Source organism: Streptomyces sp. NPDC059373 (assembly GCF_042751495.1).
Classification (GTDB): Bacteria; Actinomycetota; Actinomycetes; order Streptomycetales; family Streptomycetaceae; genus Actinacidiphila.
The window spans coordinates 1-26,032 of sequence record NZ_JBHYXC010000031.1; the positions used below are offsets into that span (position 1 = coordinate 1).

Genomic DNA, 26,032 nt, shown 5'->3' on the forward strand with positions numbered 1-26,032 from the left:
GTCCCGCGGCGTCTGGCGCGGTGCATCGCAAGGCGGAGATTCGCCCTCGTGGGCTACTCGGGCGATTCGACAACGCAGCGAGGCGCCGTGCCAGGCGTCGCGGGACAGGCGGGATTTTGACGACAGGGCCTAGGGGCGTGAGGACGGGGAAGGGGAGTCGGTGCCAGAAGCCCACCAGGCGGGAGCGCATGCCACGGCCGCGTCGACCATGTCGTCCTTCGTCAGCGAGGCATCGTTGAGCCACGCCTTGATGGCCCCGGCGAAGCCGTGCGCCATGAACTCGGCGATCACGTGGCGGTTGGCGTCGGGCAGCTCGGAGTCGCCGCGGGCCATGAAGGCAAGGGTGTATTCGTTGAAATGGCGTACGAGCGCCGCGTACACCCCGCTGTCTGCCGGATCGCCGAGGGAGTTGCGGTAGACGTCCCTGAACCGGTCGATGTGATCCGCGACCTCCGCCGTGGCGAGGCGAAGCAGCTGCTGAGGTGAGTACCCGCCGTGCGCCCGACGCTCCTGCTCCCGTTGGTGACCACGTTCCAGGTCGGCGTAGAGCACCTGGATGAGCAGGTCCAGTGGGGTGTCGTAGCGGTTGTAGAAGGTTGCTCGGGTGACCCCGGCGCGATCCGCCAGTTCGGCGACGGTGATCCGGGAGACGGGCTGCTGCGCAGCGAGTTCCACGATGGCCTGTTCGAAGGCCCGGGTCGTCCGCGTGATGCGTGGGTCCGTCCGGCCGTTCAGTGGGCTGCCCTCCTGTCGATGCGGCGGACACGCCGCCACCCGCTAGCGGCGGCCTCCCGTCGATTTGTACTGCGTACACGTTGCACTCTGCCGCAGCCAATGTTTTTATACATCTGTCAAATAGTAAGGGGAAGGAGACTGTCATGGCCCGCCACTCCTCGATCTCACCCCAGGAAGCCGCCGACCGACTGGCCATCCGTGAGCTGATCGACGCCTACGCGCACTGCGCGGACCGGCGAGACGCCAAGGGCCAGATGGCCCTGTTCACCGAAGACACGGACTTTTTGGTGTTCATGGACGCCACGGCGGCGGTGCCGACGCAGGAACTGCACGGACGCGAGGCCCTCGCCCCGGTATTCGACAACCTCAACGCCTACCAGGCAACCACGCACTTCAACGGCCAGAGCACCGTCACCCTGGACGGGACCCGGGCGACCGGAGAGAGCTACTGCCTGGCCCACCACATCTCGGCCGGCGACGACGGACAGCGCACGATCATGATCGCCTCGATCCGCTATCTCGACGAATTCGCCAAGCAGGACGGCGAGTGGTACTTCGCCGAGCGTCGGCTGATGGTCGACTGGACCGAGACGCGCCCCTCCCACCCCTGACCGCCCGGGCAGGCCCATTGGCGTCAGCCCCGCGCGGACGCACTCACTGCCCCCGCTGACCCTCGACAACGACCACAAAAACTCCTGCGACACCGCAGCTCCGCGCTACCGGCAGGGCATGTCAGTCGTTTCGAAGCGGCGACCGCCCTTCGGGGCTCGGACCTATGCCCCGAGTTGCGTGATCTGCCGTGTCCGCAGAATGCGGGGCCCGGCACCGTCCAGTCGGGCGACAGCGATCATCGCTCGCCCCAGGTGCTCGGTGCTGGTCACATATCGGGGTGCCAGTCGACGCAGGAGCGGATAGAGCCAGGACGTGAGCCGGTAGACCAGTCGGTACCAGCCCGTGCCGGAGGTTTCCCCGTGTACGGGCTGGATCCATCCGGGACGGAAGGCGTAGGTGCGCATGTCCATGGCCATCAGAGCGTTTTCCGTGCGACCCTTCACCCGGGCCCAGGCCGCGCGCCCTTGTTCTGTGCTGTCGGTGCCTTCTCCCGATACGTACACGAATGTCACGTGCGGATTGTCGGCAGCCACTGTCTGCGCGGCGGCCAGGGTGTAGGTGTACGTGATCTTCTCGTATTCCGATGTGCTGCGCCCTGCTGCGGATACTCCAAGGCAGTAGAAGCACGCGTCGGCCCCTGCCAGATCCGCTGCTATCGGGGTGAGGTTCGTGAAGTCCGCATGAAGCACTTCACGAAGTTTCTGAGAGCTGCGGCCGAGTGGCCGTCGGACGACAGCGATGACCTCGGTCACGCCCGGGTCTTCCAGGCAGGCACGGAGAACCCCTTGGCCGACCATGCCTGATGCCCCAAAGAGAATCACCTTCACGCCGACACTCCGTCTCAGTTCTGGCCCTGCAGCGACCTGGCGGCCTGCCGGCCTGCCTGCCAGACCGAAGGCAAGCCCATGTCCGTGGCATGCAGTCCGCAGCAGCGCCGAGCACAAGCTATTCGACAGGTGTAAAATAGTCTACCCAGCCAGCCAGCGAGGGAGAGCCTGATGAAACAGCACGCATTGGGCAGCCAGGGCCTGACCGTCGGCATCCAAGGTCTCGGCTGTATGGGTATGAGCGCCTTCTACGGCACCACGGACGAGGAAGAGTCTCTGGCCACCATCGACCGTGCGCTGGAACTCGGTGTCACCCTGTTGGACACCGCCGAGAGCTACGGCCCCTTCACCAACGAGCAGCTCCTGGGGAAGGCACTCACGGGGCGCCGGGAAGCCGCCGTGGTAGCCACCAAGACCGGAATGGAGATCACCGACGACGGCCAGGTGCTCGGCCTCAACGGCCGGCCGGAGTACATCCGCCGATCGCTGGAACGCTCGCTGCGTCATCTGGCTATGGAATTTGTCGACCTGTACTACCTGCACCGGGTAGACCCGCAGGTACCGATCGAGGAGACCGTCGGCGCGATGGGCGAGCTGGTCACCGAGGGCAAGGTCCGCCACCTCGGCTTGTGCGAAGCCGCCGCCCAGACCGTCAGGCGTGCACACGCCGTCCATCCGCTCACCGCCGTCCAGACCGAGTACTCCCTCTTCGAGCGCGGTATTGAGCACGACGGAGTACTCAAGGCCCTGCAGGAGTCAGGGATCGGACTCGTTGCCTACTCCCCACTGGGGCGTGGCTTCTTGTCCGGCGCCATCACCAACCCCGACGATTTCGCCGAGGACGACTGGCGTCGGACAGACCCCCGCTTCCAGGGTGAGAACTTCGAGCGCAACCTCGACGTTGTTCGCGAGGTCCGCCGCATCGCCACTGACAAGGACGTCACTGCCTCCCAGCTTGCGCTCGCCTGGGCGCAGCACCAGGGGGCGGTCGCCATCCCCGGCACCAAGCGCCGCCGTTACCTGGAGGAGAACGTCGCCGCGACTGCGGTGACCCTCACCGCCGAGGACATCGCCGCGATTGAGGCGGTCGCCCCGCACGGCGTGGTCACCGGCGACCGCTACGCACCCGAGTTCATGGGGACGCTCAACGGCTGAGAACGCCACGAGCTCTGCACGCCGGCCACCCAAGCACGCTGCCGGCCCCCGTGCATGCCGTAGACCCAGGTTTCCGAGGCAAGGAACCGTTACCGGGAGACGACGATGGCCGGCGACCGTCGGACCGTCGATTACGTACGGGCTGCAGGCCGTCGCGAGGTTGCCGTCACCGCTCACCCTGCGGCTTGCGCCAGGTCTTGATCTCGGTCGCCGGAAGACACTCGGTGAAACGGTTGTCGGGTGACGCCTCTTGCAAGAGCGCCCGAAGGTCCCGCTCGAAGTCCGCCAGCCTGTTCTCGAAGAGATGCGGCGCAGAGTGGGATAGGGAGAACACCCACGCCACGATGTCGTCCGCGCTGCGCTCGACCACCTGCCCGGCCGAAATGACGTGCCTTGCGAAGGCCTCGAACCCGGCCTTCGCAAGGACCAGGTCCTCGCGGCCCGGCGTGCCGTTGGGAAGTGTTCCCTGGCCCGCACGGCGAAGCGGGCCCAGATACTGCCGCACCAGTTCACCGATCTCGGCGTTGGGCGGGGCAGGGTGGAAAGGCGATTGGGGCCGCGGCTGCGGTACCGATGCCCCGGACTGGTCCTTGAGGTCGCTCATGTGGACGAACGAGCCACCTGGCTCCAGCATCTCGAAGACGGTCGCAGCGACTTGGTCCCGGTCCGTCCAGTGGAAGGAATTGGCGAACACGACGACGCGGAACTCACCCAGGCCGGCCGGCAGGTCCTCGGCTCGGGCAGTCCCCCAACGCGCGTTGGTCACCCCGCGACGCTTGGCCTGTCGCTCGGCCTCGGCCAGCATGTCTTCATCCGGGTCGATGCCGACCGCCTCGGTGAGGAACCGCGCCATGGCGAGCAGCACGGTGCCCGGCCCGCAGCCGACGTCGAGGAGTCGGCCCCGGCCGTCCAGGCTGAGGGCCGTGGCCAGTGTTTCGGCAAAGCCCGGAGCGTACGGCAGCCGGCCGCGCTCGTAGAAGGCTGCACTTCCCTGGAACAGGGTGTTGTCCCACTGCCATCCATCAGGCATCTCAATTCCCCTCGATGAGTTGACGAAGTTGCCCGCGAATCCGAGCCTGTCGGTGACGTCGCGGTCATCGTGACCCTGTCGACCCAGGTGAAGACGCAGATCCCGCAGGTTCTGCACGGTCTCGGCGATGGGGGCGAGGAGGTTGTCGCGGATCTCGGCCAGACGGGCCCGTTGGGCAAGGTCCGGTCGGAGCGGCCGGGCTCAGTGCTCGCCGCGAAAGACTTCCCTCACCTCGCGCACCGCGTAATAGACGAGCACGTAGCCGACCAGCGGGTCGGCCCACCACCAGCCCAGCGCACTGTTCAGGACGAGACCCACCAGGACCGCGGCGGCCAGCAGGCCGTCGATCAGGGTGACCCGTCCCTCTGTGCTGAGCACCGGATTGCCCAGCGCCGCTCCGGTGCGCGCCTTGCCGCCCGCCAGTGCGAACATCACGCCCGCGGTCACCGCCGTCCACGCGATGCCCAGCGCCGAATGGTGCGGATGGAAGCCGATGGCCAGTACCAGCGTGGACTGCACCACCAGATAGACGGCCAGCAACGCGAAGCCAACGCCGATCAACCGCAATGCGCGGCGCTGCCGGACCTCGCCCGTGCCGCTCAACTCCCAGACCACCGCGGTCGAGGCGCCGATCTCGATCAGCGAGTCCAGCCCGAACCCCGCCAGCGCCACCGACCGAGCCGAGATCGCAGCCACCGCGAGCACCACGATGCCGACCACGTTCCAGGCGAGCGTCGCGTATTCCAGGACGAATCCCCGACGGAGCAGGGCCGTGCGTGCAGCATCGTTCGAGGTGGTCACCGAGCGAGTGTCCCAGAGCAGAATCACGGCACCGTCGCGGCCGGATCAGTGGTTGCGGGGTGCATACATGATGACGGCCATGCCAACGAGGCAGGTGACCGCGCCACTGATGTCGAAGCGGTCGGGACGGTAGCCGTCGGCGATCCAGCCCCGCCCCGTAACAGCGAACCTGCGACGTCCTGGCCGACTTCGCGGTCCGGGTCAACACCTGCCCGGATCGCAGCGGCATCGGAGTGAACAGCGCACTTGTCGCCCCCGGGCCCTCCCGCCACGCACACCATGTGTGTGGTGCTAACATCGGACGGGCGATGTAAGCGGCGTCAACTTTCGCAAGGTGTCTCATGTCGAAGTCGAGTGGCCCGTACCACCACGGCGATCTCCGCGTCGCGTGCCTGCGGGCAGCACGGGAGCTCCTGGAGCAGGACGGCGGCGCCGGGCTTTCGCTGCGCGCCGTGGCCCGGCGAGCCGGGGTCTCGCCCACGGCTCCGTATCGTCATTTCGCCAGCCGCGAGACACTGGTCTCCGCGGTCGCGGCGGAGGGGTACCGCGAGCTTGCCGGGTGCCTGGCCGAGGCTCACCCTGCACCCCGGACGCCCGACGACCTCGCCACCGTCGCCGTGGCCTATGTGCAGTTCGCACTCGCGCACCCGGCCCTGTTCCGAGTGATGTTCTCGGAGCCCTGCGACCCAGGTGACGACGGACGGGTTGCCGCGACCGCCGCCGTCTCCGCGTACGTCGACGCCCTCGTCCGGCGCGCCTTCCCGGACACCGGCACCGATGTCGAGGCACTGTCCACCGCGGTCTGGGCCCTGGTTCACGGCCTTGCGTTCCTGCACCTCGACGGCAAACTCGACGCCTCGACCCAGGAGGCGGTCGCCGACCGGGTCCGCGCCGCCGTCCACGCTGTTTCCGGGGTGACATCACAGAGGGCGGGCACTCCGTCGCCGAAGCCCCGGCAGTAGCGGGCGGCGACTCTCGGGCGGTTCCGCGAAGTGGATTCACGGTGGACGACAACCCACGACACGCGTTGTCTGAATTATGAATATTTTTACCCATATCAAACATCGACTGTGAAGGTAGGAAACTGACGTGCAGGCATACGTGATGACCCGATACGGGGACGCGAGCGCGATGGAACTGCGGGATGTCCCTGAGCCGGTGGCACGCGACGGCGAGGTACTCATCCGGGTACGGGCTGCGGGGCTGAACCCGATTGACTACAAGGTTCGTGAAGGCAAGATGCGGTTGGTGAACCGCCTCGACCTGCCCCGGGTGGCGGGCAGTGAGCTGTCCGGGGTGGTCGAGGGGGTCGGCGCCGGCGTCACCCGTTTCGCGGTCGGGGACCGGGTGTTCGCCAGGGTGGACAGGAAGAAGCTGGGCGCCTATGCCGCCTGCGCTGTCGTCCACGAGACGATGGTGGCGAAGATGCCGGAGTCGCTGGACTTCGCCGATGCGGCCGGGCTGCCGCTGGCCGGGTTGACCGCACTGCAGGCACTGCGCGACGAGCTGGGCGTCACTGCGGGAGACCGGGTGTTCATTTCCGGCGGAGCCGGGGGCGTCGGCACCCTCGCCATCCAGCTGGCTGTCTGGATGGGGCGGAGGTGGCCACCACCGCGTCACCCCGCGGCGAGGAACTGGTGCGGTCTCTCGGGGCCACGACGGTCATCAACTATCAGAAGCAGAAGTTCAAAGACGTGTTGAGCGATTACGACGGTGCGTTCGACCTGACCGGCGGACAGGACCTGCCGGACAGCTTCGCCATCCTCAAGCGGGGAGCCAAAACGGTCTCCATCGGAGGAGTCCCCGAGCCGGCCAACGCTCGCGTGGACCTGGACGCGGGCCCGGTGGTGGCCGCCGCGCTGCGGGTAGCGAGCGCCAGGATCCGCCGCCAGGCCCGGCAAAGGGGAGTCGGCTACCGGTACATGTTCATGCATCCCAGTGGTGAGGACCTCGACCTGCTGGCCGGCTTGGTCGACAAGGGCACGCTGAAGGCGGTGACCGACCGAGTCTTCCCGTTCGAGCAGATCGCCGCGGGCTTCGCCTACCTCGAACAGGGCCGCGCCAAAGGCAAGGTCGTCGTCCGGATGTGAGCCGCACTCCCCTGCTTTCGCGGGGCCATCCCCGGGCCGGCGACACATCACAAACGCGCCCTGGGAGGCGTACGCAGCCACCGACGCCACGACCAGGGCGCAGCAACGCCGCACCCACACCTCAGAGTCAACCGCGCCGCCTGCTCCGCCTGCTCCGCCAGAGCGTTCCCTCAATGTCTTCTCAGCGGCGCTCGTCGCACCCCACCTCGCTGACCGTTACGCACGCCCCGTCGACAGAACCCGACGCCCACAGCCCAACGGCCGCAATTGCGCGGAACAAACGGCCGGTTGCGCCCGCAGGCGGCACGCGCCGCTGACACGCTGACGTGCGTCCGACCGATCACCGGGCATCACCGCTCCGCTGACGCCGCCGCGGAATCTCGACAGTCGCGGAAAGTACAAGCTCACGGCGAGTACGGGACCGTGTGGATGCTGTCGGAACCTCCCCGCCGACTCCTACGCCGACTTCCTGCGCCGTCCTGAGGAGGCGGATCGCATGGCCGACGCCTCCTACCGGGCGGCCCGCGCCGCTGCCCGCACGGAGGTGCCGCTGCTGGCGGCAGGGAACACCACCACGCGCCAGGCCGCCAACCAGCTCGCCAACCGGCTCGCCGCCGACCACCAGCTCGAGTACGGCGGCTTCGCGCTCGGCCTCAGCCGAGGCGAAGGTTCCAGCGGCTGGTGCGTCCGGTGAGCTGGGTGATGGACAGAGGCAGCACGTCGATGCGCCAGAACGCTGTTGGCGGCGCGGCCAGGGCGTGCACGATCGCGGCGCGGATGACAGCGGGTTCTGTGACGGTGAGAGCGCGTCCGGTGCCTGGGGGCAGGGCGTCGAGCCAGGTCCCTACGCGCCGGCACAGATCGGTCACCGATTCGCCGCCGTGCGGGGCGACGGTCGGGTCGCTGGTCCACGCGCCGAGGCCGGCGGGGTCTTGGTCGGCCAGCTCGTCCAGGGTGCGCCCGCGCCAGGTGCCCATGTCCAGGTCTCGCAGCGCGGGCTCCACGAGGGCCAAGAGCCCGAGGGCGTCGGCGGTCTGACGGCACCGCAGCGAGGGCGCCGTGAAGTGGTGCTGGGCCGCCGGGGGCAGTGCCGCGGCGGCGGCACGGGCCGCGTCCAGGCCGCGTGCATCCAGCGGCTGGTCGTCGTCGAAACGCGCTGCGCGCAGCGCGGGGCCGGGGGCCGCGGCCAGCAGGGTCAGCCGGATGGTCATAGGGCGGTCCTTCCGCGGGGAGCCGCTGGTGGCGCTCGGGTGATGCTATCGGGACTGGTCAGCGCGCCGTGCGCCCGGTGGCGTGGACGGACTGTGACCGACGCGGCCTTGGCCGGAGCGGCGGCGGACCGCTACCGTCATAGCGATAAGGCGACGGCGCGAACGGAAGCCCGGTGCAAGTCCGGCACGGTCGCGCCACTGTGTGTCCGGCCCCGCCCCTGGTGAAAGGGGGTGGGTGACGGCGAGTCAGACCCTTGCGCCGTCGTCGCGTGCTCCACCAACACGGGACGCGTGTTCCCGAAGGAGGTCTCGCCGTGGCTCACTCCGCCATTGCCCCCGCCCCGCTCTCCCCGCCCGCCGTGCTCAAGCTGCCGATCCGGGCGATCCTGCCCTGGGCGGCGTTGTTCGGCCTGCTGATGCTGGTCCTGCTCTACTTCGTCGGTGCCGAGCAGGGCGCCACCTCCCTGCTGTCCGGCGCGGGCGTCCACGAATGGGTCCACGACGGACGCCACCTGCTCGGCTTCCCCTGCCACTGAAGACCCGAGGGGAGCACCGCATGAACTCACTCACCGTCCGCGCGCTGCTGGTGCGCGGCATGCTCGCCGGCCTGGCCGCCGGGCTGCTGGCCTTCGGTCTGGCCTACCTGATCGGCGAACCGGGCGTGAACGCGGGCATCGCCTACGAGGATGCCCACACCCACGAGCACGGCATGGAACTGGTCAGCCGCGCCCTGCAGTCCACCGCCGGTCTGGCCACCGCAGTCCTGGTCTTCGGCACCGCCGTGGGCGGCATCGCCGCCCTGGCGTTCTGCTTCGCGCTAGGACGCATCGGCCGCTTCGGTGCCCGGGCCACCGCCGCTCTGGTCGCCGCGGGCGCCTTCGCCACCGTCTACCTGGTCCCGTTCCTGAAATACCCGGCGAACCCGCCCGGGGCCAACGACCCGGCCACCATCGGCAAACGCACGACGCTGTACTTCCTGATGATCGCTCTGACCGTGCTCCTCGCCCTGGCAGCGGTGATTCTGGGGCGCCGCCTGGCCGGGCGCTGGGGCAACTGGAACGCCACCCTGGCCGCCGCAACCGTCTTCATCGCGGTGACAGCGGTGGCCATGGTGTTCCTGCCGGCGGTCAACGAGACACCCAAGGACTTCCCGGCCACCGCGCTGTGGCAGTTCCGCCTCGCCTCACTCGGCATCCAAGCCCTGCTGTGGTCCACCTTCGGCGCGGTCTTCGGCTACCTCGCCGAACGCGTCCTGGAACCCAAGCCCCACACCGAGGAGGCCCCCGCCAGGGCCGAACGGACGACAGCCGCCTCCCACTGACACCCAGGCACCCACAAGGACCCGCCGGGGGCGCGCCCGGCGGGTCCTTCGCATACCAGCATCAGCTGCGACGGCTGACCTGACGGGCCCATCACTGGGACGTCATTGCCCGGATCCGCTCGCGCGGGCCTGGCGACCCGGGAGAAGGTCAGGCGGCGAGGGCGTGGCCATTGCGTTCCACCATGGTCGTGATCGTCAGTGCCGAGACACTGAGCGCGGGCGCCCGCAGCTTCCATCAACCCGCAGATGAGGCGTCGGAGACCGCCTGGGGATAGAGCACGCTCGGGTCGGCGGCGAGAGCGGCCTTGAGCTGGACGGTGGGGTCGTCGGCGAGAACCTCGATCCTGCCGGCCTCGAGGCCGTCGAGTGCGGTGTGTACGACGTCGGCGGGGTCGTTCTTCTCGATGTCCCAGCCGGCCATCATGTCGGTGTCGGTGCTGGAGAGGTGCAGGCCCACCACGAGCGTTCCCTGGCTTGCGAGTTCGAGGCGGATGCCGTTGGTCAGGCTCCACTCGGCCGCCTTCGCGGCGCCGTAGGCGTTGGCTCCGTCGTACGCCATCCACGACATCGCCGACAGGACGTTCAGGATCGCGCCGCCACCGTTGCCGGCCAGGACGGGGGCGAATGCGCGGACCATGTCGAGCGTGCCGAAGAAGTGGGTGTCCATCTCCAGGCGAATCTTGTCCGGGTCGCCGGTGACGAGGTTCTGGAGGGTGAAGACACCGGCGTTGTTGACCAGGAGCGTGACGTCCGAGGCGTCGGCCGCCGCAGCTTCGACCGACGCCGGGTCGGTGATGTCGAGTCGCAGGACCTCCACGCCAGGGATGTCGACGCTCTCGGGAGTGCGGGCGGTCGCGTAGACCTTGGCCGCGCCCCGCGCCAGCAGTTGCTGGGCGAAGTGCCGGCCGATGCCACGGTTCGCACCGGTCACGAGAGCGACGGAACCTGCGATCTTCATGGTGACTCCTTGCTGACCTGCGGTGATTTATGGGTGATCCATGCACGGGCTACGCTAAAACCTGACGTCAACGTCAGAGGCAAGAGCTGTGGGCCGGATCACCCGAGGAGACACTGATGCGCATCGGCGAGCTGGCCGCCAGGTCGGGCGTGAGCGTGCGGGCGCTGCGGTACTACGAGCAGCAGAACCTGCTGGCTTCCGAGCGCAGCGCCAGCGGGCAGCGGCACTATCCGGAGAGCGCGGTCGAGCGCATCGAGCTGATTCAGCAGCTGTACGCCGCGGGGCTGGCCAGCAAGAAGATCGTGGAGCTGATGCCGTGCATCGTGACCGGTGACGTGACCCCGGAGCTGATCGACCGGCTGTCCGCCGAGCGGGACCGCATCGACGAGCAGGTCAAGAGTCTGGTGAACACCCGGGACAGGCTGGACGGCATCATCGACGTGGCCACCACGGCCAAGAACCACGGGCGGCCCTGCCCTCGTTGACCTCCGTTGATCCTCTTGATCACTTGCTGGGCGGCGCCTACGCTCACGTGCCCATGGAGACGGGGGAACCGGAGAACGGCCGGCGGGCGTGGCGCGATCGGCCGGCCGGACATCGTGTGGCCGCAGGGCTGCTGGCGGGGGCGGCGGGGCTGGCCGTTCTGGGCGTGGTGTTCGTCGCGGTGCCGGGTGTGGTCGTCGACCACGATCTCGCCGGGGCGAGCGTCGCGCCGCAGGATCGGCTGAGCGCGGTGAATGAGGTGCGTACGACGCTTCTTCAGCTGGTCGGCGGCGTGGTGGTGCTCTTCGGTGCGTACGCCACGTGGCGGCAACTGCGGGTCAGCCAGGACGGTTTGCGGGCCACGCAGGAGGGTTACGTCACCGACCGCTTCAGCCGGGCTGTCGACCAGCTCGGCAGCGAGAAGCTGGAGGTGCGGATCGGCGGGCTGCACGCGCTGTGGCGGATCGCGGAGCAGTCCGCCCGCGACCGTGAGGCCATCATCTCGATCCAGGCCGCTTTTCTGCGTACGCGTCTGCGCTGGCCGCCGCCCGACGGGGCGCAGGCCCCAGGGGTGGACGTGCCCATCAACGATGTGGCGCCGTTGGAGACCCGCGCTGCCGATGCCCAGGTGGCGCTCACCGCGCTCGGGGTGCTGTGCCGGCACCGGGAGCAGTCCTGGGTCAACCTCAGCGTGACCGATCTGCGCCGGGCGGACTGTGACGGGCTGTGGCTGCCCGAGGTCAACTTCGACCGTGCCTGCATGGAGGCGGCGGGGTTGTATCGCGCCAATCTGACCCAGGCGTCCCTGGTCTCGGTGAACCTGCGGCACGCGGACTGCAAGACGGCGATTCTCCGCAGGGCGCGCTGTGTTCTGGCCGATCTTCGGGGCGCGCGGCTGGTCGAAACGGACTTGCGCGACGCCGACTTCACCGAGGCCGACCTGCGCGAGGCGAAGCTGCGCAAGGCCGATGCCAACGGCGCCGTCTTCCGCCGTGCCGATCTGCGCCTGGCCGACGTGCGGGGCACGGATTTCAGAACGGCCGACCTTGCCCAAGCACGCCTGACCGGCGCCTTGGCCAGCGAGTACACCCGGTGGCCGGCCGGCTTCGACCCCTCCGCCGCCGGCGTCGTCGAGACCGAGGACCCTGGCCCGGAGCCCTCCCCCCTCCTCCAGCCGCCGGGGATGACGTGGGAGGCGCCGCCGCTGCGGTCCTAGGAGGAGGGGGCGCGCTGGGCGGCCATGCGGGCGGGGGCGTTGGTGGCGCCGAAGCCGCGGTAGCCGCGGATGCGCTGGACGACTTCGAAGAAGACGCGGCGGCCGATGGTCTCGGTGTAGAAGTGGAGGAATTCGGCGTCGCCGTCGCGGTCGTAGAGGACGCCGAGTTCGCGCATCGAGGCCACGAGGTCTTCGTCGAGGTCCCAGCGGGCGAGGAGGTCGTCGTAGTAGTTGCCCGGGATGGGCAGGGTGCGGCCGGCCGCGTCGCGGACGGCGCGGGCGGCGGCGAAGATGTCGTCGCAGGCGAAGGCGATGTGCTGGACGCCGGGGGATGATCCGCCGGGGGGCATGTTGAGGGCGAGGCGGACGGCGGCGCCGGGGTCGGTGAAGGCGCGGCTGCGGACGAGGCCGTAGGGGTCGGCGAGTTCGAGGCTGTCGGCGGGGGCGAAGCCGAGGACGGCGCGGAGGAAGAGCGCCTCCTCGTCGAAGCGGTCGAAGGGCACCGGCAGGGCGACGTGGTCGATGCCGGTGAGCAGGCCGGGACCGGCCGGTGGATCTTCCGGCCCGGCGCCGAAGTCGGCTTCCCAGTCGGGGCCCGCGCAGAAGAGCACCGCGGTGCGGCCGTCGCCGGCGACCAGGGGGAGGTCGGCCTCGTCGGGGCCGCGGCGGCGCGGCTGGGGGCGGGCCCGGAAGGCCTCGGCGCGGGCGGCGGCGCGGGCGGTGTCGTCGGCGTAGAGGCCGAAGGCGGCCAGTACGGGGCCGTCCGCCTGGTCCTGGTCGGGGCGGGCGTCGGGCTCGCGGTTGACGACGACCCGGGCGCCGCCGTGCCGCCACAGCTCGGCGGCCTTGGTGCGGTGGGCGCCGGTCCGGGTGAAGCCCAGTGCCCCGAGGACGCCGGTGAGCCGGTGGGCGGCGGTGTCGTCGACGGCCAGCTCGGCGAAGGCGTAGCCGGACAGCGGTGCGGGGGCGGGCGGGTCGAAGAGCGCGACGCGTTCGCGGACCCGCAGGGCCTCCTTGTCGCCGGCCTCCGCGGCCTCGTCGAGGCTGTCGCGTACGGACTCCTCCAGGAACAGCAGTGAGCGCACGGCGTCGTCGGCGGTGCGTACGCCGTCGGCCTGCCGGAAGACGTCGTTGAAGATCTCCAGGGAGAGCGGGCCCCGATAGCCGGCGGCGAGCACGTGTTCGGTGAAGGCGGTGAGGTCGAAGCCGCCCTGGCCGGGGAAGCAGCGGTAGTGGCGGCTCCACTGCAGGACGTCCATGGCCATGACGGGGGCGTCGGCGAGCTGCAGGAAGAAGATCTTCTCGCCGGGGATGTCGCGGATGCCGGCCGGGTCGGCGCCGCGCGACAGGATGTGGAAGCTGTCGAGGCAGATCCCGAGGTGGGGGTGGTCGGCGGCGGCCACGATCTCGTACGAGTGCCGGTAGTCGTTGACGTGGCGGCCCCAGGCGAGGGCTTCGTACGCGAGGGAGATGCCGCGCCGGTGGGCGTGTTCGGCGAGGGTGTGCAGCTGCTCGGCGGCGAGGGCGTTGTCGTCGATCGCCTGCTCGGAGACGTTGGAGCAGACCAGCATCATGGGGGCGCCGAGCTGCTCCATGACGTCGAACTTGCGCTCGGCGCGCCGCAGGTTGCGGGCGAGCTGGTCGGCGGGGACGGCCTCGAAGTCGCGGAACGGCTGGTAGAGCTCGATGGCGAGGCCGAGGTCGTCGGCCCGCCGGCGCACCTCGCGGGGCGACAGCGGGCAGTTGATGAGGTCGTTCTCGAAGATCTCGATGCCGTCGAAGCCCGCGCGGGCGATCGCGGCGAGCTTCTCCTCGAGCGTGCCGCTGATCGAGACGGTGGCCAGGGACTTGCGCATGCGCGTTCCTTTCGGGTCGCGGGAGGTCACGCGACCTGGGCCGACACGAGGCCGGACAGGTGCTCCAGCATCCGGTCGGCGTCCGGCTCGAGGCCGGTGAAGAGCCGGAAGGCGTCGGCGGCCTGGTAGACCGCCATGCCGCCGCCGTCCACGACCTGGCAGCCGGCGGCCCGGGCCTGGCGGACCAGTTCGGTCTCCAGGGGGCGGTAGACGACCTCGGCGATCCACAGGTCGGGGCGCAGGAGGTCCGGGTCGACGGCGCTGCCGGGGTGGGCGGCCATGCCGGTGGGGGTGGCGTGGATCAGGCCGTCGGCCGCGGCGAGGCGGGCCGGCAGCTGCTCCGGGCCTGCGGCCTCGGCCCGGTCGGCGCCGAAGCGGGCGCCGAGCCGGGTGGTGAGGGCGGCGGCGCGGTCGAGGTCGGCGTCGATGACGGTGAGCAGACCGGCGCCGGTGGTGAGGGCGGCATGAGCCACGGCGGCCCCCGCGCCGCCCGCGCCGAGCAGGACGACGCGGTCGGCGGCGGCGCCGGGCAGCGTACGGGCGAAGCCCCGGGCGAAGCCGGACCAGTCGGTGTTGTGGCCGATGGCCGTGGTGCCGTCGAAGACGACGGTGTTGACGGCGCCGATGGCTTCGGCGTCCGGGGAGAGCTGGTCGAGGTGGCGGAGGACGATCTGCTTGCAGGGGTGGGTGATGTTGAGCCCGGTGTAGCCCAGGGTGCGGGCCCAGTGCAGCAGTTCGGGGGTGGCGGCGGGGTCGATGCCGAGCTCGTCGAGGTCGATGGCGCGGTAGACGAGGTTCAGTCCCGCGAGCCGTCCCTCGCGCTCGTGGAGGGCGGGGCTGAGCGAGGCGCTGACGCCGGAGCCGATGAGGCCTATGAGATGGCTCATCGGCGTTCCTTGACGAGGGTGCAGGCGCGGTCGACGGCGAAGGCGTAGCCCTGGATGCCGCAGCCGGCGATGACGCCGTCGGCGACGCCGGAGACGTAGGAGTGGTGCCGGAACTCCTCGCGCTGGTGGATGTTGGAGATGTGGATCTCGACGATGGCCAGTCCGTCGCAGGCGGCGAGCGCGTCGCGCAGGGCGACGGAGGTGTGGGTGTAGCCGCCGGGGTTGATGACGACGGCCGCGTGGTTGAGCCGGGCCTCGTGGATCCAGTCGATCAGTTGGCCCTCGTGGTTGCTCTGCCGGCAGTCGGCGGTGAAGCCGTGGCGGGCGGCGGTGTCGGCGACGAGTTTCTCGACGTCGGCGAGGGTGTCGGAGCCGTAGATCTCGGGCTGGCGCTGACCGAGCAGATTGAGGTTGGGGCCGTTCAGGACGAGCACGGCGGGGGCGGCGGACTCGTCACGGGTGTTCGGCATCATTCACATCCACGTAATGTACGAACTGGTACGTTAGTAATACGCCACCGGGGTGCCATCTGTGAAGCCCCCGTGCCGCTCTTCCCGGCCCCGGATTGCCGCAGGCCTCATCGCTCACCCTAAACTGGGCGGCACCGCACCAGCCGTACCCGAGGAGCCGCATGTCAGCCGTCCCCCCGCCGACGCGCCCCGCCGGACGCATGCGCGACGCGGCAAGGACGCAGGCCGAGATCCTCGATGTCGCGACGCAGGAGTTCGCCCGCCAGGGGTACGACGGCGCCCGGGTGGACGAGATCGCGGCCCGCACCCGCACGACCAAGCGGATGATCTACTACTACTTCGGCGGCAAGGAGCAGCTCTTCACCGCCGTCCTGGAACGCGCCTACGCCGAGATCCGCCGCCAGGAGCAGGAAGCCGACGTCGAGCACCTCGAGCCCCTCGCCGCGATCCGCAGGCTGGCCGAGCTGACCTTCGACCACCACGAGGCGCACCCGGACTTCATCCGCCTGGTCAGCATCGAGAACATCCACGACGCCTCGCACATGGCGGCCTCCCCCACGCTCAGCAAGCTCAACACGCCCGCGATCGACGTCATCGGCCGGATCCTCGAAGCGGGCCGCGCCGAGGGCGTCTTCACCGCCGAGATCGACGCGGTCGACCTGCACATGATGATCAGCTCGTTCTGCTTCTTCCGGGTCGCCAACCGCCACACCTTCGGCTCCCTGTTCGGCCGCGACCTGGTCGCCGGCGGGACCCGCGAGCACTACCGCCGCATGCTCGGCGACATGGTCATCGCCTATCTGACCGCCCCGCCCGCTTCGCCCTGATGGCGATCCGGATCCTGCGGGCGTCGGAGCGCACGGCGACGGCCTGGAAGAACGGCGGCGGCGTGACCCGTGAGATCGCCGCGGGCCCGGCCGGGGCGGGCATGGCGGACTTCGACTGGCGGATCAGCCTCGCCGACGTCACGGACAGCGGACCCTTCTCCGGCTTCCGCGAGGTCGACCGGATCATCACCACAGCTCAGGGCCAGGGAATGGAGCTGTCCGTCGCCGGGGCACCGGCCGTCGTGATCGAACCTTTCGAGCCGTTCGCCTTCCCGGGCGATGCCGAGACCGGCTGCCGCCTGCTGGCCGGCCCCGTCGTCAACCTCAACGTGATGACCCGGCGGGGGCGGGCCTCCGCCACGGTCCACGCCGTCCACGGCGTCCACGCGGCCCGCCCCGGCCGCGACCTGCTCGCGCTGGAAGCGCCCACCGGCGGAGCGGTACTCGCCGTCGCCCTCGCGGGCCCGGCGGACCTGACGCCGCACGGCCTCCACCTCGACCGCTGGGACGCCGCCCTCCTGACCGACGGCTCCACCGCGGCGCTCCGGACGCAGGAGCTCGCTGCCGTGGTGACCCTCCACGGCAGCGACCTCGCGTAACCGGTAAGCGCTACGCGTAGAAGCGGGACACGCTCTGCAGCACGGCGGCCGGCTTGGCGCCGCCCTCGATCTCGATGGCCCCGTCCACGGTGACCTGGACGCCGCCCGGGACGTCCTCGACCTCGGCCAGTTCGGCGACCAGGCGGATGCGGGAGCCGACCTTCACGGGCGAGGGGAAGCGCACCTTGTTGAGGCCGTAGTTGACCTTGGTGGTGACGCCCTCGACGTCGAGCAGCTCGGTGAAGAGCGGGATGAACAGCGACAGCGTCAGATAGCCGTGGGCGATGGGCGCGCCGAAGGGGCCCTCCTTGGCCTTCTCGACGTCGACGTGGATCCACTGGTGGTCACCGGTGGCGTCGGCGAAGGTGTTGATCCGCTCCTGGGTGACGTCGATCCAGTCGCTCGTGCCCAGTTTGCTGCCGGCCAGCTTCTTCAGCTCGTCCAGGCCGTTGACGGTGATGCTCATTCTTTTTTCTCCAGGTGATGTGTGGCGTGGGTGGGTGCGGTCGGCCGACTGCTGGTCAGGACGCGCCGTGCAGCGTGCGCACCCGGGCCTTGAGGAGCTTGCCGGAGGCGGTGCGGGGCAGGGCGTCCACCACCACCACGGACTTGGGGATCTTGTACTTGGCGAGCCGCCCGGACAGCGAGGCCAGCACCTCGTCCGGGTCGAGCTCGGCGCCCTCACGGGCGACGACGACCGCGCGGCCGACCTCGCCCCACTTGTCGTCCGGCACGCCGATGACGGCGACCTCGACGATGTCGGGGTGGGCGAGCAGGACGTCCTCGACCTCGGCGGGGTAGACGTTCTCACCGCCCGAGATGATCATGTCCTTGAGGCGGTCCACGATGGTGACGTAGCCGTCCTCGTCGACCCGGCCGGCGTCCCCGCTGTGGAACCAGCCGTCGGCCAGCACCGCCGCGGTCTCGTCCGGCAGCCCCCAGTAGCCCGGCATGACATGCGGGCCCCGGACCAGGATCTCGCCGGGCTCCCCCACCTGGACCGGCGTCAGGTCGGGGCGTACGACCCGTACGTCGCTGAAGAAGTGCGGCACCCCCGCCGAGCCGGCCTTGCTGACCGCGTGCCCGGCGTCCAGGAAGAGCACGCCCGGCGATGCCTCGGTCATGCCGTAGCCCTGCAGGAAGGTCAGGCCACGGGCCTGGTACCGCTCGATCAGCGGCGTCGGTACCGGGGAGCCGCCACAGGACAGCATGCGCAGGCTCGACAGGTCGGCGTCCGCCCAGGCGGGGCGGCGGGCCATCTGGTCGAACATGGCGGGCACCCCGAACATGAAGGTGACCTTGTGCCGTGCGATGAGCTCGAAGGCCCCGTCCGGGTCGAAGGCCTCGACCACGACGCAGGTGCCGCCCTTGAGGAGCACCGGCAGGGTCATCATGTTGAGCCCGGCCGTGTGGAACAGCGGCGCGGACACCAGGGCCACCTCGTCGGCGATCACATCCTGGTCGACCAGCACATTGAAGGCGTTCCAGGTGAGGTTGCCGTGCGTGAGCATCGCGCCCTTGGGGCGGCCGGTGGTCCCGGAGGTGTACATGATGATGCAGACGTCATCCAGCGTGACCGGTTCGTCGACCGGCTCGTCGGAGGCGGCGGCCAGCAGGTTCTCGTACTCCGGGCCGACGCTGACGTGCACCCGTACGTCCGTCGTGCCGCGCAGCTCGTCCACCAGGGCGTCGTGCGAGGAGCCGCGGATCAGGGCCTTGGCGCCGGAGTCCTTGAGCTGGTAGCCGATCTCGGGCGCGGCGAGCCGGGTGTTGAGCGGTACGAAGACGGCGCCCAGGACGCCGGCGGCGAACAGCGTCTCCAGGTACGTCGGGTGGTTGGGGCCGAGGTAGGCGACCCGGTCGCCGCGGCGGATGCCCGCGGCGCGCAGGGCGTGCGCGAGCCGGTTGACGCGGCGGTGCAGCTCGGCGTAGCTGATGGCCGTGGACCGGTGGACCAGGGCCGTGCGGTTCGGGGTCTTGCGGGCCCGGCGTGCGGGCCAGGACCCCAGTCCCTCATTGCGCATCGGTGCCCCCTTATGCCTTCGTGAGACCGAGCAGCCGGGCGGCGTTCTCCTTGAGGATCCTCGGCCGGACCTCGTCCTTGATCGGCAGCTTCTCGAAGTCGGCAAGCCACCGGTCGGGGGTCAGGACGGGGTAGTCGGAGCCGAAGAGGACCTTGTCCTTGAGCAGCGTGTTGGCGTACTGCACCAGCTGCGGCGGGAAGTACTTCGGCGACCAGCCTGACAGGTCGATGTGAACGCCGGGCTTGTGGGTGGCCACCGCCAGCGCCTCGTCCTGCCAGGGGAAGGACGGGTGCGCCAGGATGATCTTCAGGTGCGGGAAGTCGGCGGCGACGTCGTCGATGTGCAGCGGGTTGGAGTACTTCAGCCGGATGCCGCCGCCGCCCGGGACGCCCGCGCCGATGCCGGTCTGGCCGGTGTGGAACAGGGCGATGGTGCCGGTCTCCTCGATGACCTCGTACAGCTCGTACGCCATGCGGTCGTTGGGGAAGAAGCCCTGGATGCTGGGGTGGAACTTGAAGCCCCTGACCCCGTACTCCTCGACCAGGCGGCGGGCCTGCTGCACGCCGGCCCGGCCCCGGAAGGGGTCGATGGACGCGAAGGGGATCAGCACGTCCGGGTTGGCGGCGGCCGCCTCGGCGACCTCCTCGTTCGGGACGGGCGCGGTGCCGGTGGCGGACTCGGCGTCCACGGTGAAGATGACGGCGGCCATCTTCCGCTCGCGGTAGTAGGCGGCGGTCTCCTCCAGGGTGGGCTTGCGCTTGCCCTCGACCTTGAAATAGGCGCTGGAGGCGTCGTGCAGGTCGTCGGACAGGGACGCCTGCCCCTTGGAGGACACCTCGGCGTGGGTGTGCACGTCGATGGCGACGAGCTCGTCCACGTTGATGGAGCTCATTACGCCTCCGGCAGCTTGGGCGCGGGGATGCCGACGCTCTGCGGCTCGCGGCCGACCGAGGTGTGCCAGGTGGCGGCGATGGTCTCGGGGGTCCAGCCGCCGTCGGCGTACGCGACCGAGGCCTCCTGCGGGTGCGACCACAGGGCGAGCTTGTCGCCGCCGATGCCGACGCACTGGCCGGTGACGTCGCGGGCGGCCTCGGAGGCGAGGAAGGGGATCAGGGCCGCGCAGTCCTCGGGGGTGCCGAAGCCCTCGCCCTTGCGGAGGAAGTCCGGCAGCGGCTCGCCGTTGCGGTTGGCCTCGATGTACGGGGCGAAGGCGGGGATGGTCTCGGTCATGGCCGTGGCGGCGACCGGGACGATGGCGTTGACCGTGATTCCGGCCCTTCCGAGCTCCATGGACCATGTACGGACGAAGGCCGCGATGCCCGCCTTGGCGGCGGCGTAGTTGGTCTGTCCGAAGTTGCCGCGCTGGCCGGCCGGGGAGCCCACGAGGATCAGGCTGCCACCTTCGCCCTGGGCGCGCAGCTGGACGGCGGCGGCGCGGGCGAGGGTGAAGGTGCCCTTGAGGTGGACGCCGATGACAGCGTCGAAGTCCTCGTCGGACATCTTCCACAGCACCTTGTCACGGAGGATGCCGGCGTTGGTGACCAGGATGTCCAGCCGGCCGAAGGCCTCCACTGCGCGGGCCACCAGGCGCTCGGCAGCCTCGGTGGTGCCCACCGCGAAGGCCTCGGCGACCGCGCGGCCGCCGGCCTCGTTGATGGTCTTGGCGGCCTGTTCGGCCACGGCCTCGTCGAGGTCGTTCACGACCACGGCCGCGCCGGCCTTGGCCAGCGCGGTGGCGTAGGCCAGGCCGAGGCCACGGCCGCTGCCGGTGACGACGGCCACCTTGCCGGTGAGGTCGATGGGGGCGTTCGACACGACTTTGTGTCCCTTCGTGAGGAAGAGGGTGACGGAGGAGCGCTTGGGGAGTGTCCTGCTCGACCCTGGGCGCGGCTCGTGAGATAGAAGCTAAGACCAATCATTGTTGACGTCAATAGTTGTCCGATACCTCAGCATGCCTCATGCTGGGACCACATCCGCAGAAGGCCTCGTACGACACGCGCGGCCCCGACCCTGGAGAACGAGATCGCTGACACCGAGGTGGACGCGCCCTGGATGCGCGGGCTGCACGCCGACACCGGCTATCTCCTCTACCGGCTCGGACTGCTGTCCGGCCGGCTCTTCAACAGCAGCCTGGAGGAGTACGGCCTGCGGCTCCGGCACTACGCGCTGCTGCGCTACCTGGCCACCGTCGAGGGCGCGCTGCAGCGGGAGCTGAGCGACCGGCTCGGCTACGACCCCAGCGCGATCGTCAGCCTCGTCGACGACCTGCAGGGTCTCGGCCTGGTCGAGCGCCGCCCCTCCCCCGGCGACCGGCGCAGCCGCATTGTCGTCCTGACCGACCGGGGCCGCGACGTACTCCGTGACACCGACAAGGCGGGGCGCCGCGTCACCGACGAACTGCTCGCGCCGCTCAGCCCCGAGGACCGGGACACCCTCCACGGCCTGCTCCAGCGCGTCGCCGCCGAACCCGGCGTCCGGGACTGAGCCGTGCCGGCCGCCGCACGTACCGCCGCCGAGCGGCTGCTCGCCGTACTCGACGCCTTCGACCACCGGCATCCCTCCCTCACCCTCACCGAGATCAGCAACCGGGCCGGCCTCACGCTCACCACGGCCCACCGGCTCGTCGCCACCCTGACCGGCTGGGGCGCCCTGGAGCGCGACGATTCCGGGGCCTATCACGTGGGCCTGCGGCTGTACGAGCTCGCCGCGCTCTCCCCGCGGGGGATCGGGCTGCGGCAGGCCGCCATGCCCTTCCTCGAGGACCTGTACGAGGCCACCCACGAGAACGTCCACCTCGCCGTCCGCGACGGCCTGGAAGTCGTCTACATCGAGCGCCTCTCCGGCCGCTCCGCCGTCGGCGTACGCAGCCAGGTCGGCGCCCGCTGGCCGCTCCACGCCACCGGCGTCGGCCTCGCCCTCCTCGCCCACGGGAGTTCCGCCCTCCAGGAGGAGGTGTGCGGCGGTGTTCTGGCGTCCTTCACGCCCTTCACCGTCACCGATCCGGCCCGGCTGCGCCGCATGCTGGCCGACGTCCGCCGCACGGGCTGCGCGGTGAGCGACCGCCAGATCACGGACGACGCGCTGTCGGTGGCCGCGCCTGTGCGTGGGCCGCGCGGGGATGTGGTGGCGGCCGTGTCGGTGGTCGTCCCGGTGGAGGGTGCGCACACGCAGGCGCTGATCCCTGCCGTCCGGGTCGCCGCGCGGGGCATCTCCCGCACTCTGGGCTGGCAACCCGCGCCCACGCCAGCGGCGGGCTAGCGGGTTCGCTCCTCTCCCCCACCCCGCCCCTTCCCGGAACCAGGGGCGCTGCCCCTGGGCCCCGGACGGGTGCGTTGTTCGGTGCGGGTCCGTGGCCGGGCTGTGCCAGCCCGTTCCGCCTTGCGGAACGTACTCCCACAACCCGGATGACCGGGGGTCTGGGGGAAGGCCCGCCGGGGTCAGAAGCGGAGGACGGGCTTGATGGTGGCGCCGGCGGTGACGTCGGCGACGGCCTGCGCGATCTCCTCGAACTTGTAGTGCTTGACGAGCCGGTCGACCGGCAGCCGTCCGGACGCGACGAGGTCGACGAGGACGGGGATGAGGGACTGGGTTTCGCTGTCGCCGAGGGTGAGGCCGACGATCCTGCGGCCGGGGATCATGAAGTTGACGTCGACGGGGACGGTGGCGCCGAAGGCGGGGGCGCCGACGATGACGGCGGTGCCGCGGGCGGCGAGGGTGCCGATGGCGGAGGCGAGGACGCCGGTGTTGCCGGTGGTCTCGACGACGCCGTTGGCACCGGCGCCGGCGGTCAGGTCGGCGACGGCCTCGGCGAGGTCGGATTCCCTGGCGTCGACGACATGCGTGGCGCCCAGCTCGCGGGCGAGGGCGAGGCGCTCGGGGACGCGGTCGACGGCGATGATGCGGGTGGCCGGGGTGAGGCGGGCGGCCATGATGGCGGAGAGGCCGACCGCTCCGGCACCGGTGACGACGATGGCGTCGCCGGGGCGGGGCTGGAGGACGTTCCAGACGGCGCCGACGCCGGTCTGGACGCCGCAGCCGAGCGGGGCCAGCAGTTCCAGCGGGGCGTCGGCCGGGACCTTGACGAGGCTGCGCTCGTCCACGAGGGCGTGCCGGGCGAAGGAGGACTGGCCGAAGAAGTGACCGCCCAGGTTCTCGCCGCCCCGGCTGACCGTGGCGGTGCCGTCCGCCCGCGTACCGCCGAGGAGGTTGAGCGGGAGCCAGGTCGCGCAGTACGCCGGGTGGCCGTCGCGGCAGTTGGCGCACGTGCCGCACGAGGTGAAGGACAGCAGCACCTGGTCGCCGGGCTGGACCCGGGTGACGGCGGAGCCGACCGCCTCGACGACGCCGGCGCCCTCGTGGCCCAGGACTCCGGGCAGCGGGAAGGGCAGGGCGCCCGCGGCGACGCCGAGATCGGTGTGGCAGACGCCGGCCGCGACGATGCGGACCAGGACCTCGTCGGGGCGCGGGTCGGCGAGTTCGACCTCGGAAAGAGTGAAGCCCGCGCCGGCCGACTCGACGACGGCGGCGGCAGTGGTGAGGGTCATGCGTGACTCCTACGGAGGGGCGTGGCGGGGACGTGGCGGCGGACAGGGTGGGGCCGGGTCCCGTCCGCCGGTCTGCGGGCGGCGGCGCCGCCGTAGCCCGGCTGGGCACGGCGCAGCCGTCCCGGAGCTGGGGTCCCCCTGCACGAAGTGCTTGGGGGAGGACTGCCCGCGAGGGGCGGCGTCAGGAGAGGTTGATGACGACGGACTTGACCCGGGTGTACGACTCCAGCGCCTCGGGGCCGTACTCGCGCCCGAAGCCGGACTGCTTGACGCCGCCGAAGGGGATGGCCGGGTCGAGCATGGCCCAGTCGTTGACCCAGACGATGCCGGCCTGGAGGCGGGCGGCGACGCGGTGGGCGCGGGTGAGGTCCCGGGTCTGGAAGCCGGAGGCGAGGCCGTACGGGGTGCTGTTGGCCAGCGCCACCGCCTCGTCCTCGGTGTCGAAGGGCTGGACGGTGAGGACGGGCCCGAAGATCTCCTCCTGCACGACGCGGGAGTCGTTGCCGAGGCCCGCGATGACGGTGGGCTTGTAGTAGTAGCCGCCGTCGAGGTCGAGCCGCTCGCCGCCGACGACGATGCGGCCGCCTTCCGCCTTGGCGAGGCCTACGTACTCCTCGACCTTCTCCAGGTGCCGCAGACCGGCCATCGGGCCGACGACGGTCGCCGGGTCGAAGGGGTCGCCGACCGGGACGCCCGCGACGGCGCCCTCCAGGATCCCGAGCACGGTGTCGTGGAGGGAGCGGTGGACCAGAAGGCGGGGGCCGCCCATGCAGAACTGGCCGCTGTTGAAGACGAAGCCCTTGATGACGGCGCCGATCGCCTTCTCCAGGTCGGCGTCCTCGAAGACGATGTTGGCCGCGTTGCCGCCCAGCTCCATGGTGACCGACTTCAGCGCCTCGCCCGCCGTGGCGGCGGCGTGGCGGCCGATCTTCGTGGAGCCGGTGAAGGCGATCTTGTTGACGCCGGGGTGGCGCAGCAGGGCCTCGCCGACCACCGCCCCGCCGCCGGTGACGACGTTGAGCACGCCGTCGGGCACACCGGCCTCGGCGAGGATCTCGGCCATCAGCAGGGCGCTGAGCGGGGTCTCCTCGGCGGGCTTGTGGACCACGGTGTTGCCTGCCGCGAGAGCCGGGGCGAGCTTGGAACTGCTCAGGATCAGCGGGAAGTTGAAGGGGGTGATCGCGGCGACGACGCCGAGTGCCTCGCGGCGGGTGTAGGCGTGCGAGGGGATCGGGATCTGCCGGGTCGCCCCGTCGACGCTCTGCGCCATCGCGGAGTAGTACTCGTACTCCTCGGCGGCGGTCGCCACGTCGACGGCACGGGCCAGGGAGACCGGCTTGCCGACGTCCAGGCTCTCGACGGCGACCAGTTCGTCCTCGCGCTTGCGGATCAGGTCGGCGACGCGGTGCAGGATGCGGGCCCGCTCGCGTCCCGGGGTGTGGGCCCAGGGGCCGTCGTCGAAGGCGCTGCGGGCGGCGGTGACCGCCGCGTCGACGTCCGAGGCGTCCGCCTCGGCCACGGTGGTGATCACCTTGCCGGTGGAGGGGTCGGTGATGTCACGACGACCCTTGGCCTCGGCCTCGCGCCATTCGCCGTCGATGAAAAGCCTGCCCGGCTCGATCGTAGGCCTGTTCACGGACATGGCCCGCTCGCCTTCCCGGTGCCGTGTGGGCGCACCGCGCTGATGCCGGCCGCGCCACTGCAACCAACAGGTTTCCTGATGATTACGCTCCCATGGCACCGAACGCAAGAGGGTAGGGATAATCAGGAAGTCTGAATGTCGAGCAGTGGAGGACACACGTGACCACGCGCACCGTGAGCACGTCCGGCGACGGATCGGCGCAGGAGGTCCCCCCTCTCCCGCGCCCCTCGCTGATGTACGCCGTCAAACAGGTCGAACTCGCCGCCCGCGCCCACATGGACGAGCTGCTCAAGCCGGTCGGCATCACCGCGCTGCAGTACACCGCCCTCACCGTCCTCCGCCGCCGGGACGGGCTCAGCTCCGCGCAGCTGGCCCGCAACTCCTTCGTCACCGCACAGTCCATGGCCGACATGGTCACCGGCCTGGAGCGGCGCGGCCTGATCTCCCGCCGCCGCGACCCGGACAACCGCCGGGTGCTGCTGATCAGCCTCACCGACGCCGGGCACGAGCTGCTCGCCTCGTACGACGCGGCCATGGACACGCTGGAACAGCGGATGCTCGGCGGACTCAACCCCCGCGAGCGGACCGATCTGGAGGACTACCTCAACCGCTGCCGGGCCGCTCTCGCGCAGGAGCCGCCGCACTGACATTCCAGGCCCGGCTTCCGCCGGGCGGAAGGTCCATTGCCGGGTCTCGGCGCGCTTCCCCATCGTGTTCCTCACACAGCGTCAACGATGACGGGAC

At 70.5% G+C, this 26,032-nt stretch carries 30 protein-coding genes and 1 pseudogene; 15 read left to right on the top strand and 16 right to left on the bottom strand.

The genetic code is table 11. The features are described from left to right. Positions 1–129: 129 nt before the first annotated feature. Positions 130–675, bottom strand: a complete 546-nt coding sequence (locus ACFXJ5_RS30650) for a TetR/AcrR family transcriptional regulator (protein WP_384638127.1) — start codon at positions 673–675, stop codon at positions 130–132. 203 nt (positions 676–878) lie between these two features. Here ACFXJ5_RS30650 and ACFXJ5_RS30655 point away from each other — a divergent pair, with 203 nt between their 5' ends. Next, positions 879–1,346, top strand: coding sequence for a nuclear transport factor 2 family protein (locus tag ACFXJ5_RS30655; RefSeq protein WP_384638130.1), 468 nt, complete (start codon positions 879–881; stop codon positions 1,344–1,346). A gap of 162 nt (positions 1,347–1,508) precedes the next feature. Here ACFXJ5_RS30655 and ACFXJ5_RS30660 read toward each other — a convergent pair whose 3' ends face one another. Further along, on the bottom strand, positions 1,509–2,174 hold the full coding sequence (locus tag ACFXJ5_RS30660) for an NAD(P)H-binding protein (RefSeq protein ID WP_384638133.1): 666 nt from the start codon (positions 2,172–2,174) through the stop codon (positions 1,509–1,511). 171 nt (positions 2,175–2,345) lie between these two features. Between ACFXJ5_RS30660 and ACFXJ5_RS30665 the strand changes: the two genes are divergently transcribed. Next, entirely contained in the window at positions 2,346–3,329 is a 984-nt protein-coding gene (locus ACFXJ5_RS30665) for an aldo/keto reductase (RefSeq protein WP_384638136.1), read from the top strand. Positions 3,330–3,495: 166 nt separating this feature from the next. Here ACFXJ5_RS30665 and ACFXJ5_RS30670 read toward each other — a convergent pair whose 3' ends face one another. From ACFXJ5_RS30670 to ACFXJ5_RS30680, 3 genes and pseudogenes are all read right to left on the bottom strand, one after another. Beyond that, positions 3,496–4,359 carry a class I SAM-dependent methyltransferase gene (locus ACFXJ5_RS30670; RefSeq protein WP_384638355.1) on the bottom strand — a complete coding sequence of 288 codons (864 nt, stop codon included), beginning with the start codon at positions 4,357–4,359 and terminating at the stop codon, positions 3,496–3,498. Positions 4,360–4,560: 201 nt separating this feature from the next. Next, on the bottom strand, positions 4,561–5,160 hold the full coding sequence (locus ACFXJ5_RS30675) for a cation transporter (protein ID WP_384638138.1): 600 nt from the start codon (positions 5,158–5,160) through the stop codon (positions 4,561–4,563). Positions 5,161–5,205: 45 nt separating this feature from the next. Beyond that, positions 5,206–5,310: pseudogene (locus ACFXJ5_RS30680) on the bottom strand (YnfA family protein); the annotation flags it as partial. 191 nt (positions 5,311–5,501) lie between these two features. On the opposite strand from ACFXJ5_RS30680, the gene ACFXJ5_RS30685 reads away from it, so the two are divergent. The 4 genes from ACFXJ5_RS30685 to ACFXJ5_RS30700 all read left to right on the top strand — a co-directional run bounded on the left by ACFXJ5_RS30685 (position 5,502) and on the right by ACFXJ5_RS30700 (position 7,944). After that, positions 5,502–6,122 (top strand): TetR/AcrR family transcriptional regulator, encoded by a 621-nt coding sequence (locus tag ACFXJ5_RS30685; RefSeq protein ID WP_384638141.1) that lies wholly within the window; start codon positions 5,502–5,504, stop codon positions 6,120–6,122. Between the two features lie 127 nt (positions 6,123–6,249). Further along, entirely contained in the window at positions 6,250–6,861 is a 612-nt protein-coding gene (locus ACFXJ5_RS30690; protein ID WP_384638144.1) for an NADP-dependent oxidoreductase, read from the top strand. Beyond that, entirely contained in the window at positions 6,798–7,250 is a 453-nt protein-coding gene (locus ACFXJ5_RS30695) for a zinc-binding dehydrogenase (protein ID WP_384638358.1), read from the top strand. The genes ACFXJ5_RS30690 and ACFXJ5_RS30695 overlap by 64 nt, the downstream gene beginning before the upstream one ends. Before the next feature lie 496 nt (positions 7,251–7,746). Beyond that, positions 7,747–7,944 carry a hypothetical protein gene (locus tag ACFXJ5_RS30700; RefSeq protein WP_384638147.1) on the top strand — a complete coding sequence of 66 codons (198 nt, stop codon included), beginning with the start codon at positions 7,747–7,749 and terminating at the stop codon, positions 7,942–7,944. Here the strand turns inward: ACFXJ5_RS30700 and ACFXJ5_RS30705 are convergent. After that, positions 7,904–8,461, bottom strand: a complete 558-nt coding sequence (locus ACFXJ5_RS30705) for a histidine phosphatase family protein (protein WP_384638150.1) — start codon at positions 8,459–8,461, stop codon at positions 7,904–7,906. The two genes, ACFXJ5_RS30700 and ACFXJ5_RS30705, sit on opposite strands and share 41 nt — an antisense overlap. 314 nt (positions 8,462–8,775) lie before the next feature. On the opposite strand from ACFXJ5_RS30705, the gene ACFXJ5_RS30710 reads away from it, so the two are divergent. Beyond that, the gene (locus ACFXJ5_RS30710) at positions 8,776–8,997 is read left to right on the top strand and encodes a CbtB domain-containing protein (RefSeq protein WP_384638153.1); all 222 of its coding nucleotides are present in this window, start codon (positions 8,776–8,778) and stop codon (positions 8,995–8,997) included. Between the two features lie 20 nt (positions 8,998–9,017). Further along, positions 9,018–9,782, top strand: a complete 765-nt coding sequence (locus ACFXJ5_RS30715; RefSeq protein WP_384638156.1) for a CbtA family protein — start codon at positions 9,018–9,020, stop codon at positions 9,780–9,782. A gap of 235 nt (positions 9,783–10,017) precedes the next feature. Here ACFXJ5_RS30715 and ACFXJ5_RS30720 read toward each other — a convergent pair whose 3' ends face one another. Then, entirely contained in the window at positions 10,018–10,740 is a 723-nt protein-coding gene (locus tag ACFXJ5_RS30720) for an SDR family oxidoreductase (RefSeq protein WP_384638159.1), read from the bottom strand. 116 nt (positions 10,741–10,856) lie between these two features. On the opposite strand from ACFXJ5_RS30720, the gene ACFXJ5_RS30725 reads away from it, so the two are divergent. Beyond that, positions 10,857–11,225 carry a MerR family transcriptional regulator gene (locus ACFXJ5_RS30725; RefSeq protein WP_384638162.1) on the top strand — a complete coding sequence of 123 codons (369 nt, stop codon included), beginning with the start codon at positions 10,857–10,859 and terminating at the stop codon, positions 11,223–11,225. A 116-nt stretch (positions 11,226–11,341) separates the two neighbouring features. Further along, positions 11,342–12,439: a pentapeptide repeat-containing protein gene (locus ACFXJ5_RS30730; protein ID WP_384638165.1), complete on the top strand. Its 1,098-nt coding sequence runs from the start codon at positions 11,342–11,344 to the stop codon at positions 12,437–12,439. On the opposite strand, the gene ACFXJ5_RS30735 is transcribed toward ACFXJ5_RS30730, so the two are convergent. From ACFXJ5_RS30735 to aroQ, 3 genes are read right to left on the bottom strand one after another with little or no spacing between them, the layout of a single operon-like run. Beyond that, on the bottom strand, positions 12,436–14,295 hold the full coding sequence (locus ACFXJ5_RS30735; RefSeq protein WP_384638168.1) for a bifunctional sugar phosphate isomerase/epimerase/4-hydroxyphenylpyruvate dioxygenase family protein: 1,860 nt from the start codon (positions 14,293–14,295) through the stop codon (positions 12,436–12,438). The genes ACFXJ5_RS30730 and ACFXJ5_RS30735 overlap by 4 nt on opposite strands. 26 nt (positions 14,296–14,321) lie before the next feature. Further along, positions 14,322–15,182, bottom strand: coding sequence for a shikimate dehydrogenase (locus ACFXJ5_RS30740; RefSeq protein WP_384638170.1), 861 nt, complete (start codon positions 15,180–15,182; stop codon positions 14,322–14,324). Then, positions 15,179–15,652: a type II 3-dehydroquinate dehydratase gene (gene aroQ, locus ACFXJ5_RS30745; RefSeq protein WP_384638173.1), complete on the bottom strand. Its 474-nt coding sequence runs from the start codon at positions 15,650–15,652 to the stop codon at positions 15,179–15,181. Before aroQ ends, ACFXJ5_RS30740 begins: the two co-directional genes overlap by 4 nt. A gap of 161 nt (positions 15,653–15,813) precedes the next feature. Between aroQ and ACFXJ5_RS30750 the strand changes: the two genes are divergently transcribed. Together ACFXJ5_RS30750 and ACFXJ5_RS30755 are read left to right on the top strand one after the other, a co-directional pair. Beyond that, entirely contained in the window at positions 15,814–16,479 is a 666-nt protein-coding gene (locus ACFXJ5_RS30750; protein WP_384638176.1) for a TetR/AcrR family transcriptional regulator, read from the top strand. Continuing rightward, on the top strand, positions 16,479–17,078 hold the full coding sequence (locus ACFXJ5_RS30755; RefSeq protein ID WP_384638179.1) for a HutD family protein: 600 nt from the start codon (positions 16,479–16,481) through the stop codon (positions 17,076–17,078). Before ACFXJ5_RS30750 ends, ACFXJ5_RS30755 begins: the two co-directional genes overlap by 1 nt. A gap of 10 nt (positions 17,079–17,088) precedes the next feature. Here the strand turns inward: ACFXJ5_RS30755 and ACFXJ5_RS30760 are convergent, their stop codons facing one another. The 4 genes from ACFXJ5_RS30760 to ACFXJ5_RS30775 are packed head-to-tail and all read right to left on the bottom strand — an operon-like array spanning position 17,089 to position 20,917. After that, a complete protein-coding gene (locus ACFXJ5_RS30760; RefSeq protein WP_384638182.1) occupies positions 17,089–17,544 on the bottom strand; it encodes a MaoC family dehydratase in 456 nt (151 codons plus the stop codon). Between the two features lie 55 nt (positions 17,545–17,599). Continuing rightward, the gene (gene menE / locus ACFXJ5_RS30765) at positions 17,600–19,102 is read right to left on the bottom strand and encodes an o-succinylbenzoate--CoA ligase (RefSeq protein ID WP_384638186.1); all 1,503 of its coding nucleotides are present in this window, start codon (positions 19,100–19,102) and stop codon (positions 17,600–17,602) included. Between the two features lie 10 nt (positions 19,103–19,112). Further along, entirely contained in the window at positions 19,113–19,994 is an 882-nt protein-coding gene (locus ACFXJ5_RS30770) for an amidohydrolase family protein (RefSeq protein WP_384638189.1), read from the bottom strand. Next, positions 19,994–20,917: an SDR family NAD(P)-dependent oxidoreductase gene (locus ACFXJ5_RS30775; RefSeq protein ID WP_384638192.1), complete on the bottom strand. Its 924-nt coding sequence runs from the start codon at positions 20,915–20,917 to the stop codon at positions 19,994–19,996. The genes ACFXJ5_RS30770 and ACFXJ5_RS30775 overlap by 1 nt, the downstream gene beginning before the upstream one ends. Positions 20,918–21,154: 237 nt before the next feature. Between ACFXJ5_RS30775 and ACFXJ5_RS30780 the strand changes: the two genes are divergently transcribed. Both ACFXJ5_RS30780 and ACFXJ5_RS30785 read left to right on the top strand, forming a co-directional pair. After that, complete coding sequence (locus ACFXJ5_RS30780; RefSeq protein ID WP_384638195.1) at positions 21,155–21,586, top strand: MarR family winged helix-turn-helix transcriptional regulator; 432 nt, start codon at positions 21,155–21,157, stop codon at positions 21,584–21,586. Positions 21,587–21,589: 3 nt separating this feature from the next. Further along, the gene (locus tag ACFXJ5_RS30785) at positions 21,590–22,360 is read left to right on the top strand and encodes an IclR family transcriptional regulator (RefSeq protein ID WP_384638198.1); all 771 of its coding nucleotides are present in this window, start codon (positions 21,590–21,592) and stop codon (positions 22,358–22,360) included. A 179-nt stretch (positions 22,361–22,539) separates the two neighbouring features. Here ACFXJ5_RS30785 and ACFXJ5_RS30790 read toward each other — a convergent pair whose 3' ends face one another. Together ACFXJ5_RS30790 and ACFXJ5_RS30795 are read right to left on the bottom strand one after the other, a co-directional pair. Continuing rightward, positions 22,540–23,646 (bottom strand): NAD(P)-dependent alcohol dehydrogenase, encoded by a 1,107-nt coding sequence (locus ACFXJ5_RS30790; protein WP_384638201.1) that lies wholly within the window; start codon positions 23,644–23,646, stop codon positions 22,540–22,542. 181 nt (positions 23,647–23,827) lie between these two features. Then, complete coding sequence (locus ACFXJ5_RS30795; RefSeq protein ID WP_384638204.1) at positions 23,828–25,288, bottom strand: aldehyde dehydrogenase family protein; 1,461 nt, start codon at positions 25,286–25,288, stop codon at positions 23,828–23,830. A gap of 233 nt (positions 25,289–25,521) precedes the next feature. Here ACFXJ5_RS30795 and ACFXJ5_RS30800 point away from each other — a divergent pair, with 233 nt between their 5' ends. Further along, positions 25,522–25,935, top strand: coding sequence for a MarR family winged helix-turn-helix transcriptional regulator (locus ACFXJ5_RS30800; RefSeq protein ID WP_384638361.1), 414 nt, complete (start codon positions 25,522–25,524; stop codon positions 25,933–25,935). The last annotated feature ends 97 nt before the right edge of the window (positions 25,936–26,032 follow it).